This is a genomic window from Streptomyces pseudovenezuelae, assembly GCF_001513955.1.
Classification (GTDB): Bacteria; Actinomycetota; Actinomycetes; order Streptomycetales; family Streptomycetaceae; genus Streptomyces; species Streptomyces pseudovenezuelae.
Genome location: NZ_KQ948151.1, coordinates 302,405 through 318,363, shown reverse-complemented (window position 1 = coordinate 318,363; position 15,959 = coordinate 302,405). Strand labels below are relative to the sequence as shown.

The 15,959-nt window shown below is 68.8% G+C and carries 10 protein-coding genes and 1 pseudogene; 4 read left to right on the top strand and 7 right to left on the bottom strand.

Annotated features, from left to right (window positions below):
* Window positions 1-243: 243 nt before the first annotated feature.
* From AQI94_RS33175 to AQI94_RS43510, 4 genes and pseudogenes are all read right to left on the bottom strand, one after another.
* Window positions 244-921 (bottom strand): response regulator, encoded by a 678-nt coding sequence (locus AQI94_RS33175; RefSeq protein WP_031055764.1) that lies wholly within the window; start codon window positions 919-921, stop codon window positions 244-246.
* A 14-nt stretch (window positions 922-935) separates the two neighbouring features.
* Complete coding sequence (locus tag AQI94_RS33170; protein ID WP_037944930.1) at window positions 936-2,129, bottom strand: sensor histidine kinase; 1,194 nt, start codon at window positions 2,127-2,129, stop codon at window positions 936-938.
* 92 nt (window positions 2,130-2,221) lie between these two features.
* The gene (locus AQI94_RS33165; protein WP_031055770.1) at window positions 2,222-4,417 is read right to left on the bottom strand and encodes an MMPL family transporter; all 2,196 of its coding nucleotides are present in this window, start codon (window positions 4,415-4,417) and stop codon (window positions 2,222-2,224) included.
* A 599-nt stretch (window positions 4,418-5,016) separates the two neighbouring features.
* Window positions 5,017-5,350, bottom strand: a pseudogene (locus tag AQI94_RS43510) (helix-turn-helix domain-containing protein); the annotation flags it as partial.
* A 214-nt stretch (window positions 5,351-5,564) separates the two neighbouring features.
* Here AQI94_RS43510 and AQI94_RS33160 point away from each other — a divergent pair.
* Window positions 5,565-6,032 (top strand): MarR family winged helix-turn-helix transcriptional regulator, encoded by a 468-nt coding sequence (locus AQI94_RS33160; protein ID WP_031055772.1) that lies wholly within the window; start codon window positions 5,565-5,567, stop codon window positions 6,030-6,032.
* Between the two features lie 243 nt (window positions 6,033-6,275).
* Here the strand turns inward: AQI94_RS33160 and AQI94_RS46065 are convergent, their stop codons facing one another.
* Both AQI94_RS46065 and AQI94_RS33150 read right to left on the bottom strand, forming a co-directional pair.
* Window positions 6,276-7,085 carry a hypothetical protein gene (locus AQI94_RS46065; protein WP_225890353.1) on the bottom strand — a complete coding sequence of 270 codons (810 nt, stop codon included), beginning with the start codon at window positions 7,083-7,085 and terminating at the stop codon, window positions 6,276-6,278.
* A 586-nt stretch (window positions 7,086-7,671) separates the two neighbouring features.
* Window positions 7,672-11,034: an alpha-L-rhamnosidase-related protein gene (locus AQI94_RS33150; protein WP_031055775.1), complete on the bottom strand. Its 3,363-nt coding sequence runs from the start codon at window positions 11,032-11,034 to the stop codon at window positions 7,672-7,674.
* 572 nt (window positions 11,035-11,606) lie between these two features.
* Between AQI94_RS33150 and AQI94_RS33145 the strand changes: the two genes are divergently transcribed.
* A complete protein-coding gene (locus AQI94_RS33145; protein WP_051832728.1) occupies window positions 11,607-12,197 on the top strand; it encodes a TetR/AcrR family transcriptional regulator in 591 nt (196 codons plus the stop codon).
* A 166-nt stretch (window positions 12,198-12,363) separates the two neighbouring features.
* Here the strand turns inward: AQI94_RS33145 and AQI94_RS33140 are convergent, their stop codons facing one another.
* Window positions 12,364-13,905 (bottom strand): succinic semialdehyde dehydrogenase, encoded by a 1,542-nt coding sequence (locus AQI94_RS33140; protein WP_051832729.1) that lies wholly within the window; start codon window positions 13,903-13,905, stop codon window positions 12,364-12,366.
* A gap of 142 nt (window positions 13,906-14,047) precedes the next feature.
* Here AQI94_RS33140 and AQI94_RS33135 point away from each other — a divergent pair, with 142 nt between their 5' ends.
* Window positions 14,048-15,019 carry an SMP-30/gluconolactonase/LRE family protein gene (locus AQI94_RS33135; protein ID WP_031055784.1) on the top strand — a complete coding sequence of 324 codons (972 nt, stop codon included), beginning with the start codon at window positions 14,048-14,050 and terminating at the stop codon, window positions 15,017-15,019.
* A gap of 82 nt (window positions 15,020-15,101) precedes the next feature.
* Window positions 15,102-15,938 (top strand): SDR family NAD(P)-dependent oxidoreductase, encoded by an 837-nt coding sequence (locus tag AQI94_RS33130; protein WP_037944931.1) that lies wholly within the window; start codon window positions 15,102-15,104, stop codon window positions 15,936-15,938.
* Window positions 15,939-15,959: the final 21 nt, after the last annotated feature.

The window sequence follows — 15,959 nt, the reverse complement described above, 5'->3', positions numbered from 1 at the left end:
GACGGGCACTGGACCCAGTTCCTCCACAGCGTTCACCTCACCACCGGGCACGGCGACCAGTTGCGACGTACGTAAGGGCGTAACGGATGGCGGGCAGCTACGGCGGTGTCGTGGCCTGGAGCGGATTCGGAACCGGGACCGCTTGCCCCGGGCCCGAGCTCGTCGAGGACCAAGACCAGGACGTGGCGTAGCTCGGCGGGCGATCAGCGGTCAGCGTGCCAGGGGATGCCGCCGGCCAAAGTCTCAGCTCTGTCGCTCTCCCGCCCGTACCAGGCCGGTTTCGTAGGCGATGACGACGAGTTGCGCGCGGTCGCGGGCGCCGAGCTTGGCCATGGCCCGGTTGGCGTGGGTCTTTACGGTCACCGGGGTGACGAAGAGGCGCTCGGCGATCTCGTCGTTGGCCAAACCGGTGCCCACCAGGGTCAGCACCTCGCGTTCCCGTGGGGTCAGCGTGGACAGGCGTGCGGGGTCGACGAGGTCGCCCGGGGCGGGGTGGGCGAGGACGCGGGCGATCAGTCCCTTGGTGGCTGCGGGGGAGAGCAGTGCCTCCCCGGCAGCCACCAGGCGGACGGCGTCGAGGAGCTGCGCCGGTTCGACTCCCTTGCCCAGGAAGCCGCTCGCGCCGGCCCGCAGAGCCTCGACGACCAGGTCGTCCTCCTCGAAAGTGGTCAGGACGAGGACCTTGACCCCTGCCAGGTCCTCGTCCTGGGCGATCAGCCGCGTGGCCTCGATGCCGTCGACGTCGGGCATCCGGATGTCCATCACCACGACATCGGCGCGCTCGGACCGGGCCAGCCGGGCCGCGTCCCGACCGTTGGAGGCTTCCGCGACGACCTCCATGTCCGGCTGAGCACTGAACAGCAGCCGGAAGGTGCCCCGGAGCAGGGCTTGGTCGTCGGCGAGCAGGACGCGAATGGCCATGGGCGGGCGATTCCTCACAGGGCGTCAGAGAGCTTGGGGGTGAGCGAGAGTGGAAGTTCGGCCACGACCTGGAAGCCGCCCTCGGGCCGCGGGCCGGCGGTGACCGTACCACCGATGGCGATGGCCCGTTCGCGCATGCCGATCAGTCCGTGGCCGGTGCCTGCGCCCTTAAGCGCGCCCGGGTGTCCATGGTCCGTCACGGTGACCTTGAGCGTGTGCGGACCGTAGTCCAGGACGAGAGCGGTCCGGCTCCCGGCGGCGTGCTTGTGCGAGTTGGTGAGGGCTTCTTGGATGATGCGGTATGCGGTCAGTTCGGTTGCGGGTGCCAGCGGCGTCGGGGTACCGCTGTGAGTCATCCGCACCGGCAGCCCGCTCGCCAGGAACCCGCTGACCAGAGTGTCGAGGTCGGCCAGACGCGGAATGGGAGCTCGTGCTCCGGGCGCGTCGTCGGGCTGGCGCAACAGGCCTACGGTGGCACGGAGTTCGTCGAGGGCGGCGCGGCTGTTCTCCTTGATGTGGGCCAGTGCCTCGTACGCCTGCTCGGGGTTGGTGCGCAGGAGATGGTGGGCCACGCCGGCCTGGGCGTTGACCAAGGTCATGTGGTGGGCGACGACATCGTGCAGATCGCGCGCGATGCGCACGCGCTCCGCGCTGACCCGGCGCCGGGCCTCCTCCTCCTGCATACGCTCGGCCCGCTCCACACGTGCCCTGGCCGCGGCGAGGTTCTCACGACGGCTGCGGACGGCCCGGCCCAGGGCTGTGGCGGCCAGCAGGAAGTCGAAACGCAGCAGACTGGCCCCTCCCACCAGGGACTCCGCCTGTGTGGCGGCGTAGACACCGGAGATCGCCACGGCGGCGGCGACACCGACGCTCCAGGCCGTACGCCGGCTGCCGTGTGCGGCGAGCGTGTACAGGGCTACAAGGCTCGCCGCCGGAGTCGGCGCGATGTGCGGGGCGACGGCCAGCAGCAGCGTGAGGTTGCCCACCACCGTGAGCAGGGCCACTCCCAGGGGCCAGCGGCTCCGGAAGGCCAGCGGCACGCAGGACAGGGCCATCCACACCGCTTCGCCCCAACGCGGATCGTGCCAGTCGTTCTTGCCGACAGCCGTCGCCGCCGTGGCGATCACGATCAGCGGTACCGCGGGCAGCGCGTCTGCGATGCGCTCATGACGAGTCAGCCACCGTCGCCACACCTTGGGCAGTTCCATTCCCTCACTGTAAGCAGCGCGGGTCGGCAGAAGGCCAGGTCACCCCGCCTCCCGCCGACACCGCCTGGCATGTCGGTCCGTCACGCCGACGGTCAGTTGGCCAGTCCTGCGGTTTCGGGCTCCCGCACCGGGCGCTGCGGGTGCGTCGGCCCGTCGACGGGGCCTTCCACGGACACGTGGGGCAGCGCCCTGTCCAGCCGGCGGGGCAGCCACCAGTTGGCCCGCCCGCACAGGTGCATGAGCGCGGGCACGACGACCATGCGGATCAGCAGGGCGTCCACGGCGACGGCGACGGCGAGGCTGACACCGAACTCGGAGATGACGCGCATGCCGCCGAAGACGAAGGAGCCGAAGACACAGACCATGATGGTGGCCGCGACGGCGATCACCTTGCCGGTCTCGGCCTGTCCGACGCGGACCGCGCGCCGACTGTCACCGGTGTGCGCCCATTCCTCGCGCATCCGGCTGACCAGGAAGACCTGGTAGTCCATGGACAGGCCGAACATGATGCCGACGACCAGGATCGGCACGAACGACTCGATCGGTCCCGCGGCACCGAGCCCGAGCAGCCCGGCGCCGAAGCCGTACTGGAACACGACCACGATCGCCCCGAAGGCCACCCCGATGCTGAGGATGTTCAGCACCGCCCCCACGGCGGGGATCAGCAGACTGCGGAAGGCCACGGTCAGGAGCAGGAAGCCGAGCGCGGCGATCACCAGAATGAAGATCGGGAGCTTGCCCATCAGCACGGAGGCGAAGTCGTCGTTGGTCGCGGTGACACCACCTACGTAGACCTTCATCGACGTGCCGTGTTCCGCTGCGGGGATCACGTCGTCGCGCAGGTCGTGGATCAGGTCCGAGGTGGCCGCCGACTGGGGAGAGGTGGTCGGGACGACGGATATCACCCCGACCGTCTGGCCGTCTTTCAAGGGCGCGGCGGAGGCACTGGCGACCCCGTCGACCTCCTTGAGAGCGGTGACGAGCCTGCCCGCGGCGGCCCTGTCCGCGGCGCCCGGAGCCTGTACGGCCAACACCAGCGGGCCGTTGAAGCCCGGGCCGAAGCCCTCCGCGACCATGTCGTACGCCTGGCGGTTCGTCGAGGTCGTGGGCAGGTTGCCGTCGTCGGAGGCGCCCAGACGCAGCGAGAGCGTCGGCAACGCGAGCGCCGCCAGTACGGCCAGGGCGACCGCACCCAGAATCCTCGGCCGTGACTGGACACGCTCGGCCCAGCGGGCCCACAGCCCGGCCCTGTCCGAGGACCGCCGGCCGCCCTGTCCGGCCGTCTCGCGCCGCTCACTCCTGCTGAGGACACGCGGGCCGATCAAGCCGAGCAGCGCCGGCAGCAGGGTGATGGCGGCCAGCACGGTGAGGACGACGGTGACGGCCGCGCCGATCGCCATGCCGTTGATGATGCCGACGTTCAAGGTGAGCATGCCCAGCAGCGCGATGACCACGGTCAGCCCCGCGAACACGACGGCCCGACCGGAGGTGTTGAGGGACTTGGCGATCGACTCGCCCATGCTCATGCCGGCCATGAGGTTGGCACGGTGCCGGTTCACGATGAACAAGGCGTAGTCGATGCCCACGCCCAGACCGATCAGCGAGCCGAGGGTGAGCGTGGTGTCGGAGAGCGTGATGACGTGACTGAGGAGCATCACCGTGAGGGCAGAGGTGCCGACGCCGATCACGGCTGTGATGATCGGCAGCGCCGCCACCCAGATTGCCCGGAACGCGAACAGCAGCACGACGAAGGCGAGCACGATGCCCATGGCGTCGGCGACGGCGTTCGGTTCGGGGTTGACGGTGAATGCCTCCCCGTTGAGGGCGATGTGCAGGCTCTTCGACTCAGGGCCGGTGGCGAGTTCCTTCACGTGGTCGATCTGCCCGTCCGACACGTCCTGATCGAAGGCGACCATGGCGTAGGCCGTCCTTCCGTCCTTGCTGACCTGCGCCATGCCGTCGGGTGCGTAGGGGCTGGTCACGGAGGCGACCCCCGGTGCGTCGGCGATGTCCTCCAGGACGCCGGTCATCGCCTGTTCGGCGCCGGGTTCGGTGACCTCGGCACCGCTGACCTGCCAGACGATCCGGCCGCTCTTGCCCGCCGCGCTGTCGGAGGCCTGCTGCAACAGGGCCGTCGCCCTGGCCGAGTCGGTGTCCTGCGAGGTCGGGCCGTTGCCGAAGGCATTCCCGGCCGCACCGACTCCGGCACCGAGGGCGAGCAACAAGCCCACCCAGACCAGGACGACGGCGAGCCGGTGCCGGTGGCACCAGCGGGCGAGAGGGGACATCGACGAGCCTTTCCAGGAGCTGCCGTGCGTACGGGCCGACCAACACGGCCCACCCAAACGCTCGCAGTTCTCCGGCCTCTCGTCGTTGGCCGTACGCAGACGTTTTCCCCTACTGCGCTCGCAGTAGACGAGCCGAGCAGGTCTGGCGGTGGAGGCTGCACAGCAGTGCTGCGGTTCGTTAGTCCAGGGGCGTCGTTCTGTACTGGTGCTGACGTCGCTGACGTCGCTGGCGGGCTGCGGCGTGGGTGCCCCAGCCGTACGGTCGCCACCGGGGACGCCGAGGTGCCGCCCGCAGCCGCGTAGGCCGCAGGGTCTCCCGCCTCATGCGGCGGGAGACCTGTTCACAGGGCGTCAATCACGTGGCTGAGAAGCCGGTTCGGCCACCTGCGAAGTGGTACGTCGTCCGTGGGAGCGGGTCCGGATTCCTGCTGCTGACCTGCGTGGACGGGATTGGCTGAGACGGGTGAACTGGCTTCGCTTAGACGAAAGGGTCGATGCCTGGGCCGATGGGCATTTGGTTACAAGCCATCTCAATTGGCGATCAGTGCCGCCGGAATGCGCTGGCCGGACTGGTGCAGCAACGGTTGAATGCCGCCGTGGAGAACACCTGGATTTTTGAGTACGGTGTCCTTACCGAGCCGTTGACGCGGCTGGAGCGCAGGGAGCGGGCCGATGTGGTCTGTAGTCTGGCAGGCCGTCGCTTTCGAGTACACCGAACAGAGGCGCGAGCTGTCGCATCGTCAAGTTGGTGCGCCAGTACACAACGACCAGCAACATCGGCTCCTCCAGCGACAGGCTCCACGGCCGGCCGCGATGTCCGGCCTCCACGCTCTCGCGGCGCACGGCTGTCACCAACTTGCCGAAGCGGCGCGGGCTCAGCCCGGCAGATGGGGCTATCGAGGATGGTCCTGATGCCGTGATCACGCCAGCCACCGGAAGGTCATTTCACCTGCGACAGGTGCTACGGAGACATTTCCAGCGACCCCGTGCTCGGCCGATGAGGTCCAAGGCAGAGTTCCTCGTTCCCGTTTCGACGGTTGCCCGGAAGATCGTCCGCTTGCCCTCAACCGCACTTGAGGTCCTACGTTCCTCGCATGACCTGCACGGTGTGCGGGCTCCACACTGAAGTACCTGGAGGGGACACCCCATGACCGCCCAGCAGATCTCCGACGCCGAACTCGCCAGACAGCCCGCCGCGTACTGGACCGGTGTCGCTTACGAGGCGCTCATCGCGTACACACGGGCTCAGCAGGCCGAGAAGGGCTACACCCAGCCCCAGTTCTGGCTGCTGCGCAATCTGTCGGTGAACGACATCTCGCCCGACGGCGAGGGGATGACCCTGCCCGAGCTGCGCCAGGCCATGACTTCGTACATCCGCCCCGAGGACGACCTGGCCGCAGAGGCCGAAGTGCTCCTGGCACGCGGCTGGCTGACCCGGGATGCCGAGGACCGACTGTGGCTCACCGCGGAGGGGGAACAGGCACGGGTCGATCTCGCACGCAATGCCCCCGCAATCCGCGCCGCCCTCCACGAAGGCATCGATGATGCCGATTACGTAACCACGGTGAAGGTGCTCCAGCGCCTGATCCGCAACGCGGGCGGGACGGTCGCCTGACAAGCCACGAGGCCCGGGGCGCTGCGCCCCGGGCCTTCGTGCGTTCGCGCGTTCGCGGCACGTGGGCCGTTGCGCTTGCGCAGCCGGGGGAACCTTGCCGCCCAACCGCCTCTGATGCGCCAAGCACCGTGACCATATCCGGATGCGCAAACCGATCTTTGTGGGACAGCCTTCAGACACGGTGTTCTTTGGTGCGGGTGAGGGCTGACTGCCGATGAGTGGTGGGCGTGGCCTTGGCTGGGGTCACTGGGGGTATGGGAAGGCTGTTCCAGCCAGAGTCTTTGCGGAGAGGCGTACCGCGTTCTCCCAGGCCCGAATCTCTTCGGGGGACATGAAGTCGAGGTGGTACTCCGGGCCCACGGCCGCCACGAACTCTCGCTCAGGATCTGTCAACGCCTCGATTCCCTGCCAGACTCGAGTTGCCGCTTCCTTCGGTGACATGGCACCGGCGGACAGTTGTGTCGCCATGTGATGCAGGAGGCAGCGTTCAGCGGTCTCGTAGTCCGGGATCCGAACCGCGAGCTCCTCCATGATGTGCCCGAAGAGCTGGCGGATCTCTGCAGGGTGCTCACGCCGGGAACAGCCGGCCAGGTCACGCAATGAAGGGGAGTCTTGACCTGCAGCCAGTAGGTGGGCCGCCAACATGGGCAGGTCTTCCTCGCGGATGAGGTTCGCCTCGTACTTCCAGGCGATGGTGGCGGGCTGGTCCATGAGCGAATCCTGACCGAGAGGGACGCCTCTGACCAGTGAGTTATCGGATTCGTATGAGGCGTCAATGCCCTCCTCATCGGCCACCGCCGACTCAGCCGCCTGGATGCGCGAAGGCATTCGGTGTGATGTTCCAACACTGCTGGTCCAGACACGCAAGGGCGCGAGCTCAGACTCCGTCATGGCTTGCTCCAAGTGGTCTTCCGCGTCGCCCAGGTTCGACCAGGCGACAACGCCCGGCATGCTGTCGGCGAGAAACCCCTCGACGACCGGACCAAGACGGTCGGGAACCACGTAGTGCCGTTGAACGGCAACTCGTCCGGAGGAACGGAGCCGGTCGGGCACCGGAGCTGCCCGGCCTGCCCGTCAGGCCACACATAGAACGTGGCCACTCCGGAGAAGCCCAGCTCGCGAATGCGTTCCCGGATGCAGGCAGTAGCCTGCTCGAAGGCCGCGACCACCTCGGCAGCGGACAACCGCCGCCCGTCCTCGTCCCCTGCACCCAGCGACGTCATGGAGAAGGCGATCACCGGGGTTAGGCAGGAGAGCGGCGCGGCCGAGGCCACGGCTGGCTACACGCCGTTGCCTCGGCAGCCGGTCTGGGACGGGACCGACGTCCGGCGTTGTGGCGGTTTCAGGAGCGGGACACTCTTCGTGTGCTGGGTCGGGGGGACCGAGCGGTGCCGAGGCGATGGCGGTGTGTCGAGGTGTCAGGCGGAGCCCGCGTGCCCGTGGCGGTTGAAGTGCGGCGGCCGTGGTCGCCTGCCTGCCGTTGAGTGCGGCATGGAGCGCGGCCGACGGTCATCCGCAACGGTGCCACCGGTCAGTTGGGATTGCCCTCGCCCATGTGCGGCAGCGGCCGCCCCGGCTTGCGGGACGTGTGGCCCGTGCCACCCGTCCCGCCGCGCGCCGCCCGGTTCCAGACGGACCGCTACTTGATACGGATCTCGGCGAGTTGAAGGCGGTACCTCGTGGACTCGTCCGAGGCGGGCTTGCCGAGCTTGGAGACCTTCAGGCGTAGGTAGCGGCCGGTTGCGGACGTCAGGGTGTAGGTCTGGGCGACTCCGCCCGGGTTGGGTTCGGCTGTGACGATGCGGGCGGTGGTGTAGGTGCCGGCTCCGTCGGGGCGGGTCTGGAAGGTGAAGTCGACGGGGAAGCCGGCGGTGCCGCCGCCGGCGCCGCCGGTGTCGGAGCGCGGGTGGAGGGTGACGGAGCCGATCGCCCTGTTGGCGCCCAGGTCGATCTCGATCCACAGGGGCGTGGCGCTGACGTCGGCCGAGGGGAAGTCGATGCTGGTGAAGCCCCTGGTGCCGGCCACGCTCGTGAGGGTGCCGTCCAGGATCCTGGTCTTGCCCCAGTCGCCGTTCTCCAGGGTGTAGTTGGCGGTGACGGTGGTCGCGGCGGCGGGGACGGTGAGTTCGGCGAGCTGGAGGCGGTACTTGGTGGTCTCGTCCACGGGAGGCGTACCGAGTTTGGTGGCCTGCAGGCGTACGTAGCGGGCGGTGGTGGTCTTGAAGCCGTACGTCTGGACCAGCCCGCCCGGGTTGGGCTCGGCGGTGACCGTGCGGACGGTGGTGTACGTGGTGGCGCTGTCGGGTCGGACCTGGATCGTGAAGTCGACGGGGAAGCCCGCGGTGCCTCCGCCGACCGCCGGGGTGTCCGTGCGGGGGAAGAGACGTACGGCGTCGAGGTCGGTGTCGGCGCCGAGGTCGATCTCCACCCAGACGGGGTTCGCGCTGACGTCGGCCGAGGTGAACTCGTTGCTGGTGTAGCCCTTGGCGCCGGCCACGCTGGTGAGCTTGCCGTCGGTGAGCCGGGTCTTGCCCCAGTCACCGTTCTCCAGGCTGTTGTTGCTGGATACGGGCCTGCCGAGGGCGAGGTTGTCGAGGCGGCCGGCGCCGGTGACCGTGAAAGTCCAGCTGCCCGGCTGGAGGGTGAAGTAGACGTACGAGGAGTCCTTGCTCGCGTATGCGAGGCCGGTGACGCCGCCGGTGGCGGAACCGCCGCTGAAGACGGTGGTGCCGTTGGCCTTGATCACCGGTGACGAGCCGCCGTACGTGGGGACGCCGACCCGCGCGGTGGTGCCGCTGGGGGAGGTGAGGGTCAGGGTGACCTGGTCACCGTCGCGTGTGATGCCGAAGCGGATGTCGCCCTTGACGGTCGGGGTGACCGTGTTGATCTTCGTGAGGGTGCCGGTCTGCGGGACGACGTCGTACGTCTGCCAGCCGGCCTTGGTGGGACGGACACCGGCGGCGTAGGCGGACAGGGTGTACAGCGGGCCGCCGTTCCAGGCGTGGTTGTCGGTGCCGCCGGCCTTGTCCCAGATCTCCCACAGGGTGTAGCAGGCGGGGTCGGCGACCTGGGCGGCGTACCGGTTGCGCATGCGTTCCTCGGCGACGGTGGCCGCGCTCATCAGGTACAGCGCCTCCAGGACGTAGAACTCCATGTAGGGGCTGGCGTTGAGGTGGGTGCGCAGCACCTCGGTGACGGCGCGGTGGCGGGAGGCGGGCGCGAGGCCGGCGACGACGGCGAGGCCGTTGGCGCGGTCGTCGGTGTCGCCGTTGTAGCCGGGGGAGCGGTATTCGTTCTTCGAGGAGTTCCACAGGACGCGGTCGAAGTTGGCCTTGATGCTGTCGCGCTTGGACTGCCAGGCGGCGACGTCACCGCTGTTGCCGCTGAGTCCGGCGAGGGTGATGGCCGTTTCGAGGGCCAGGTAGTACCAGCTGTTGTCCAGGACGCGGGCGTCGATGTTGCTGCCCCAGTCCTCCCAGTCCCAGTCCCCGGCTCGGTGGTTGACCAGGCCGTCGCTGTCCAGGCTCCACAGGTTGAGGTACGACTTCACCGCCGGGTAGGTGCCGGAGACGGCGCCCGCGTTGCCTGTGTAAAGGTGGTACGTGCCGAAGGCCCACACCGAGGCGAGCATCTGGACGGGCAGTTCGGCGGTCCAGATGGTCGAGGGGACCGGCGAGTAGAGTGCGCCGCCGGACTTCTGCCAGGCGGCCAGCTGGGAGATCGCCTTCGCTCCGAGCGCGTGGGAGCGGGTGTCGAAGGTGTAGAAGCCTTCCTTGAGCTGGTTGACCACGTCGCCCCACCACTGGGCACGCTCGCGGGTGGGGCAGTCCATGTAGTTGTCCCGCATGTTGACGTACATCGTGCGGGCCGCCTTGCCCCACAGACTGTCGAGGAAGGCGTCACTGCTGCTGAACGAGCCCGCGAAGTCGGTGTCGTACCCGGACTCCCGGTACTTCAGGTCCAGGACGGTGACGCCGGCGGGGATCGTGTACTTCACCGCCGTGCCGCTCATCCAGGCCAGCGCCTCGAACTCCTGGACCCCGCCTGCGCACACGTAGGTGGCGCGCATGTTGTTCTCCGCCCCGGGTGTGAGGCCGGTCAGGCCGTCGCCGTCGGCGTAGTGGTCGGTCTGCATGCCGATCACCGCGCCGGCCGGAGCGTTGACCTTCAGATAGGGCGTGACCTGCAGGTTCGAGGGCAAGGTGGCGGTGATGGCGGTGGCGCCCTGCCCTGTGGACGGCAGCGACGCCGCATTGCTGTAGGACCTCAGGCCCGAGTAGCGGAACTGCGGGACCGGTCGCTGCACGAGATCGTTCCAGGGCGCGGCGCCCGCGGCTCCGAAGTCGGTCGGTGCGCTCCACGCGCTGTCGTTGAAGCCGGCCGTCTCCCAGGCCGTCAGGGCGGTGGCGTTGCGGGCGTCGTAGTAGACGTTCGACTCCGGCAGGCGGAAGTTGACCTGGGTGCCGCTGGTGTTGTCGGAGTAGCCCGGGTGGACGGTGTGCTTCCAGCTGGTGTCGCTGACGACCCGGGTGGTGGTGGAACCGGTGGTGATGTCGGACTGGAACAGCAGACCGCCCTTGCCGCTGCTGCTGTGCGAGAAGCCCTGCTTGCCGAAGTACCACACCAGCAGCGCCACCGTGTTGCTGCCGCTCGTGAGGTACGGGGCGAGGTCGATCTCGTCGTAGTAGGTGCCGGTGCGGTTGGGACCGCGCTTGAGCTGGCCGTCGAAGACGACGAGCGCGCCGTTGACCCACAGCCAGTACTTGGAGTCCGCGGCGATCTGCGTCACCGCCTTCGACGGCGCGGAGCTCAGAGTGAACGATCTGCGGAACGCGACCCACTGGTTCGCCGAACTGGAAGGAGCCCAGATCCACTTGGCGGTCCACGAGACGGCGGCCGACGCCGCGGGAGCGAGCCCCGGCAGAAGCGCCGAGCCGAGGGTGGGTGCCAGCGCCACGGCTATGGCCGAGCGCAGGATGGACCGGCGCGTTACAGAGGGCATGCGGGCTCCTACTGTCGATGGGTGAGGGCGAGGCGGACAGGCGTCCTGAATGCCGGCGTGAACAGGCGTGATGAGGAGAGCCGCGTGGGGACGGCGAATTTTGAATCGTTTCACTCGTGTGTTTGCAGCGGGAATTCTTTGCTGTCGCGCGAGGGGGTGTCAAGGCTCGTGCGACAGGTATTCGGCGGGGGAGGGGTTCCGCGGGGTCGCGTGCGGTTATGTGGCCTGTACACGAGATCTCGACGGCGACGGCGACGGCGAGGGCGAGGGTGACGGCGGCGACGGTGGTGGCGGCGGCACGCCGACGACCGGGTCGGGTGGATCGGGGCGCACTCGGCCTCTCGCCGCGCGAGCCCGCCTCCATGACTACCGCTGCCGCCCTGCCCGCATGGCGTCCGTGGGTGCAGTGACTTGCGTGGATGCGGCACCGGACGCAGCCCTGTCTCGACGGGAGGCGCGGAACGTCGGGCGTATGTTGGTCGTCCGTCCAAGTCGCTGCTATATACTAAGCGCGCATACGCGTCTCGATCACGCACTCGATCACACAGGAGAAAGCGGTCTGCATGGCTCGCATGGCGGCGAAGGACCGACGGGAAGAGCTGATCGCGGCGGCCTTCCGCGTCATGGTCCGCGACGGAGTGACGAAAGCGACCACACGCGCGATCGTCAATGAAGCGAAGATGCCGTTGGGCGTTTTCCATTACTGCTTCAGCTCTCGGGAGGAACTCCTCCAGGAGGTCCTCACCCGTTTCACCTTCAGGAGTGCCGAAGCGGCACGGCGCGCCCTCCAGGAGGATGGCGACCTCGGTGTGCGGGTCTCCAAGAGCCTGGGCGCGTTCTGGGAGGGAGTGGAGCTCGGTCCGGGAGAGCACCAAGTGACCTATGAGCTCACGCATTACGCCTTGCGCCAGGCCGGCTTCGAGGAGCTGGCCCGCCGGCAGTACCAGGGCTACCTGGAAGTCCACCAGGGGCTCCTTCGGGAGGCCGCCGAGATCGACGGCATCCGTTGGACCGTTCCTGTTCCGGTCCTCGCCCGCTATCTCAACGCGGTGCTGGACGGCCTCATCCTGTGCTGGCTGGTCGACCGCAACAGCGAGGACAGTCGCGAAGTGCTGCGGCTGGCCGGCGAGCACCTGCTGACGTTCGCCGAGAAGAAGGAATAGCTGCGGATTCGGAGTTCTCGGTGGTGGCGTGTTCCGGTCCGCGCCGCCATCTCAGGTCCGGCCCTCTCTCGCATTTCCGAGGGCCGGACTTCTCGTATTTTTGAGGCCGGATCTCTCGGATTCCGAGGGCCGGACTTCTCGCATTCCGATGGGTGGCTGGTATCCGCTACTGCTTGCGATGAGGCCGGCGGGTGCCGTACATGAAGTCCACCAGGCGCAGGATGAGGCGGTAGGCCGAGGGGTCGTACGGGATCATGTGCAGGTCCCGGCGCAGGGGGAACCGGTTGATGCTGACGGCCTGGAGCTTGGTGTACTTGCGGATGCCCTCGGCGCCGTGGCGGACGCCGAGGCCGGAGTCCTTCCAGCCGCCCATGGGCAGGCCGAGGGCCATGTAGTTGGTCTGGGCGTCGTTGATGGTGACGCAGCCGGCCTGGAGCCGCTCCGCGAGGCGTCGGGCGCGTTTGGTGTTCGCTCCGATGACCGTGGCCTGGAGCCCGTAGGAGCTGTCGTTGACCAGACGGACGGCCTCCTCGGCGTCCGCGACCTTCATCACCGGCAGCGTGGGGCCGAAGGTCTCCTCGTGCATGCACTTCATGCCGTGGTCGACGTCGACGAGCAGCGTGGGGGTGAAGAAGCGGCCGGGTCCGGGCGCGGGGTGGCCTCCGACGAGCACGCGTGCGCCCTTGCGTACCGCGTCGTCGACGTGGTCCTCGACGGTGGCCAACTGGGGCGGGAAGGTCATGGCTCCCACGTCGACGCTGCCCAGCCCGCCCGGCTGTCCCGAGGTGACCTGCTGGAAGCGTTCCCGCAGCAGGTCGACGAACGCGTCGTAGACGGGCTCCTCCACGTACACGCGCTCCACCGAGGTGCACATCTGGCCCCCGTTGGACAGGGCGCCCTGGATCGTGACGTTCACGGCCCGTTCCAGGGAGGCGTCGGCGAGCACGACGAGGGCGTCCTTGCCGCCGAGCTCCAGTGAGCAGGGGATCAGCCGCTCACCCGCCCTCGCCGCGACCAGCCGGCCGGTCTTCGTCGATCCGGTGAACATGACGAAGTCCGCGGTGTCCACCAGTGCCTGTCCGGTGGCGCCCGCGCCGGTGACGACCTGGAAGACGTCCTCGGGCCAGCCGCACTCATGGGCCATGCGCTCCATGAGCAACGCGGTCAGCGGTGTGTGCTCGGAGGGCTTGAGCACGACCGCGTTGCCGGCGGCCAGAGCCGGGATGGCGTCCCCGAACGAGTTGAGCAGCGGGTTGTTCCACGGACCGATCACACCGACGACCCCGAGCGGCACCCGGCGGGTGTACATGCTGCGCCCGAGCACGAACGGGGACAGGGAGCGGATCCTCGTCTCGGCGAGCAGCCGCCGCGCCCGCTTCGCCCAGTGGGCGAAGGCGCCGGCGCAGTAGACGATCTCGACTATCGCGTCCTCCCGCGTCTTGCCGTTCTCCTCGACGATGAGGTCCGTGACCTCCTGGCGGTGGGAGAGCAGCCAGTGGCGGGCGCGCGTGAAGTACTCCGCGCGTGAGCGGGCATCCAGCGCCGCCCAGTCCGGCTGCGCCCGCCGGGCCCGCGCGATCGCCTGTGCCACCTCCTGAGCCGTCGCGTCGGAGACATGGCCGACCACCGCTCCGGTGGCCGGATTGTCCACCGCTATGTGCGTGTCGGCCGGAGCGCCGTCTGCTGTGAGGGTGCGTATTTCAGCCACGAAAAACTCCCGCCGGAACGTTGACTTCAGTTCACCCAGAATGAGACGGTCGCCCGTACAAGTCAAGCGTCCTGTACAAGCGTCCAACTTCTGGTTGCGGTGGAGAAGCGCCCCGTCAGCCGGTCACTTGAGGAGTGGCTGAATGAAGACGACGGCAGTGCTCGCGTTGAGCGGCCTCGGTGTTCCGGAATGCCTGCGCTGGCACGAGGGAGCTCTGTGGTTCTCCGATCTGGCGCACGGCACGGTGCATCGCTGGGACGGCACCGGGGAGGCGGAGACGGTCCTCAAGGTTCCCGGCCGGGCCGGCGGGCTCGGCTGGCTTCCCGACGGTCGCCTGCTCGTCGTGTCCATGGACGAGGGCCGGGTGTACCGGCGGGAAGCGGACGGCGAGCTGGTCGAGCACGCCGATCTGCGCCACATCGTCGGCGGCCCGGTCAACGACATGCTGGTCGACCCTCAGGGGCGGGCCTACGTCGGGAACTTCGGGTTCGACTACCACGCCTTCACGCGCGAACACCCGAACTCTCTGCTCTACGCGCCGCCCGGGCCCCCGAGAACCCCGGTCGCCTGCCTCGCTCCGGACGGAAGCCTGCTCGGTCTGACGGAGCCGCTGCTGTTTCCCAACGGCATGCTCCTCACGGTCGACGGCACGGCGGTGGTGGTGGCCGAGACACTCGCCATGCGACTCACCCGCCTTCCCGTCAACGCCGACGGCTCGCTCGCGCGCCCGCAGCCCTGGGCCGCGCTGATCTCACCGGTCCTGTGGCGCCTGGTGAACCATCCGGGGCTGCCCGGACGCCTCACCCGCAGGATCTCCGCGCTCCTCGACCACCCCGCCGTGGCAAAGCGGTCGGCGTCACCGGTCGCACCGGACGGCATCGCCTGGCACACCGACGGCCGGACGATCTGGGTGGCGAACGCGCTGCGCGGCGAATGCGTGCGGGTGGCGGCGGGCGGCCGTGTCCTGGACCGCGTGGCGACGAGCCGGCACACCCTCAGCTGCCTGGTCGCCGGGCATGACGGACGCACCCTCTTCGCCGCCACCGTACCGACGGACGATCCCCTGCGCGCCGCCGAACTCAACGGCGGCCGCATCGAGATGGCGCGGCTGTGACGCATCCGACGGCGCGCGAACCGACCTGACAGGAACGAAAGCGCGCGAACCCGACCCGACATGAACGAAGGAGTCCGTGGCCATGGGCCCGAGAACCGAGCAGAAGCAGGTCGTCCTCGTGACCGGCGCGGCCAACGGCATCGGGGCCGCCGTCGCGGAACTCGCCGTCGCACGCGGCCACCGGGTGATGCTGACCGACGTCGACGAAGTGGCTGTCGTCAGCCGCGCCCGCAGTCTCGGTTCCCGAGCTGCCGCCTGCGTGCTGGACATTCGCAGCTCCGAAGGCTGGACCAGAGCCTTCGAGACGGCGGACGCCGCCTTCGGCCAGGTCGACGTACTCGTCAACAACGCGGGCATCACCCACACGGGAGTGACCCGCGACCTCAGCCGGCAGCAGCATCGCGACATCGTCGAGGTGAACCTGCTCGGCACCATCACCGGGGTCTGCACAGCGCTCGAACGGATGACCGCGCAAGGGCACGGTCACATCATCAACGTCTGCAGCATGACCTCGTTCCTGCCGCTGCCCGGATACGCCACGTACTGCGCCACGAAGTACGGCCTGCGGGCCTTCCACCACAGCGTCGCCATCGAGGAGCGCGACGGGCCGCTGGACTTCACCATCATCCATCCGCCGTCCACCCGGACGGGCATGCTGGAGCAGGAAAGGGCCGATCCGGCCTGCGCCATCGCCTTCGCGGAGAAGTCCTACGCGCCGCAGCAGATCGCCGGGGCCGTCGTCGACGCGATCGACACCAGACCGGTCGAGGTGGTCTTCCCGCCCCTCGCGGGCCGCGTCCAGCGTATCGCCGGTGTCTTCCCCCGGCTGATGCGCCGTGTCATCCCCATCGCCGAGGCCAGGGGCCTGCGGCAGCGGGAACGCCTCCTGCCCCACCCGGGGACGGGGACCGGCCGATGAGAGACCCCGGCGCCCACGGCC

Excerpts from the sequence above, each read along its gene's own strand:
- AQI94_RS33135 (WP_031055784.1), top strand. The coding sequence starts at position 14,048 with ATGAAGACGACGGCAGTGCTCGCGTTGAGCGGCCTCGGTGTTCCGGAA.
- AQI94_RS33165 (WP_031055770.1), bottom strand. The coding sequence starts at position 4,417 with ATGTCCCCTCTCGCCCGCTGGTGCCACCGGCACCGGCTCGCCGTCGTC.
- AQI94_RS33130 (WP_037944931.1), top strand. The coding sequence starts at position 15,102 with ATGGGCCCGAGAACCGAGCAGAAGCAGGTCGTCCTCGTGACCGGCGCG.
- AQI94_RS33145 (WP_051832728.1), top strand. The coding sequence starts at position 11,607 with ATGGCGGCGAAGGACCGACGGGAAGAGCTGATCGCGGCGGCCTTCCGC.
- AQI94_RS33160 (WP_031055772.1), top strand. The coding sequence starts at position 5,565 with ATGACCGCCCAGCAGATCTCCGACGCCGAACTCGCCAGACAGCCCGCC.
- AQI94_RS33150 (WP_031055775.1), bottom strand. The coding sequence starts at position 11,034 with ATGCCCTCTGTAACGCGCCGGTCCATCCTGCGCTCGGCCATAGCCGTG.
- AQI94_RS33175 (WP_031055764.1), bottom strand. The coding sequence starts at position 921 with ATGGCCATTCGCGTCCTGCTCGCCGACGACCAAGCCCTGCTCCGGGGC.
- AQI94_RS33170 (WP_037944930.1), bottom strand. The coding sequence starts at position 2,129 with ATGGAACTGCCCAAGGTGTGGCGACGGTGGCTGACTCGTCATGAGCGC.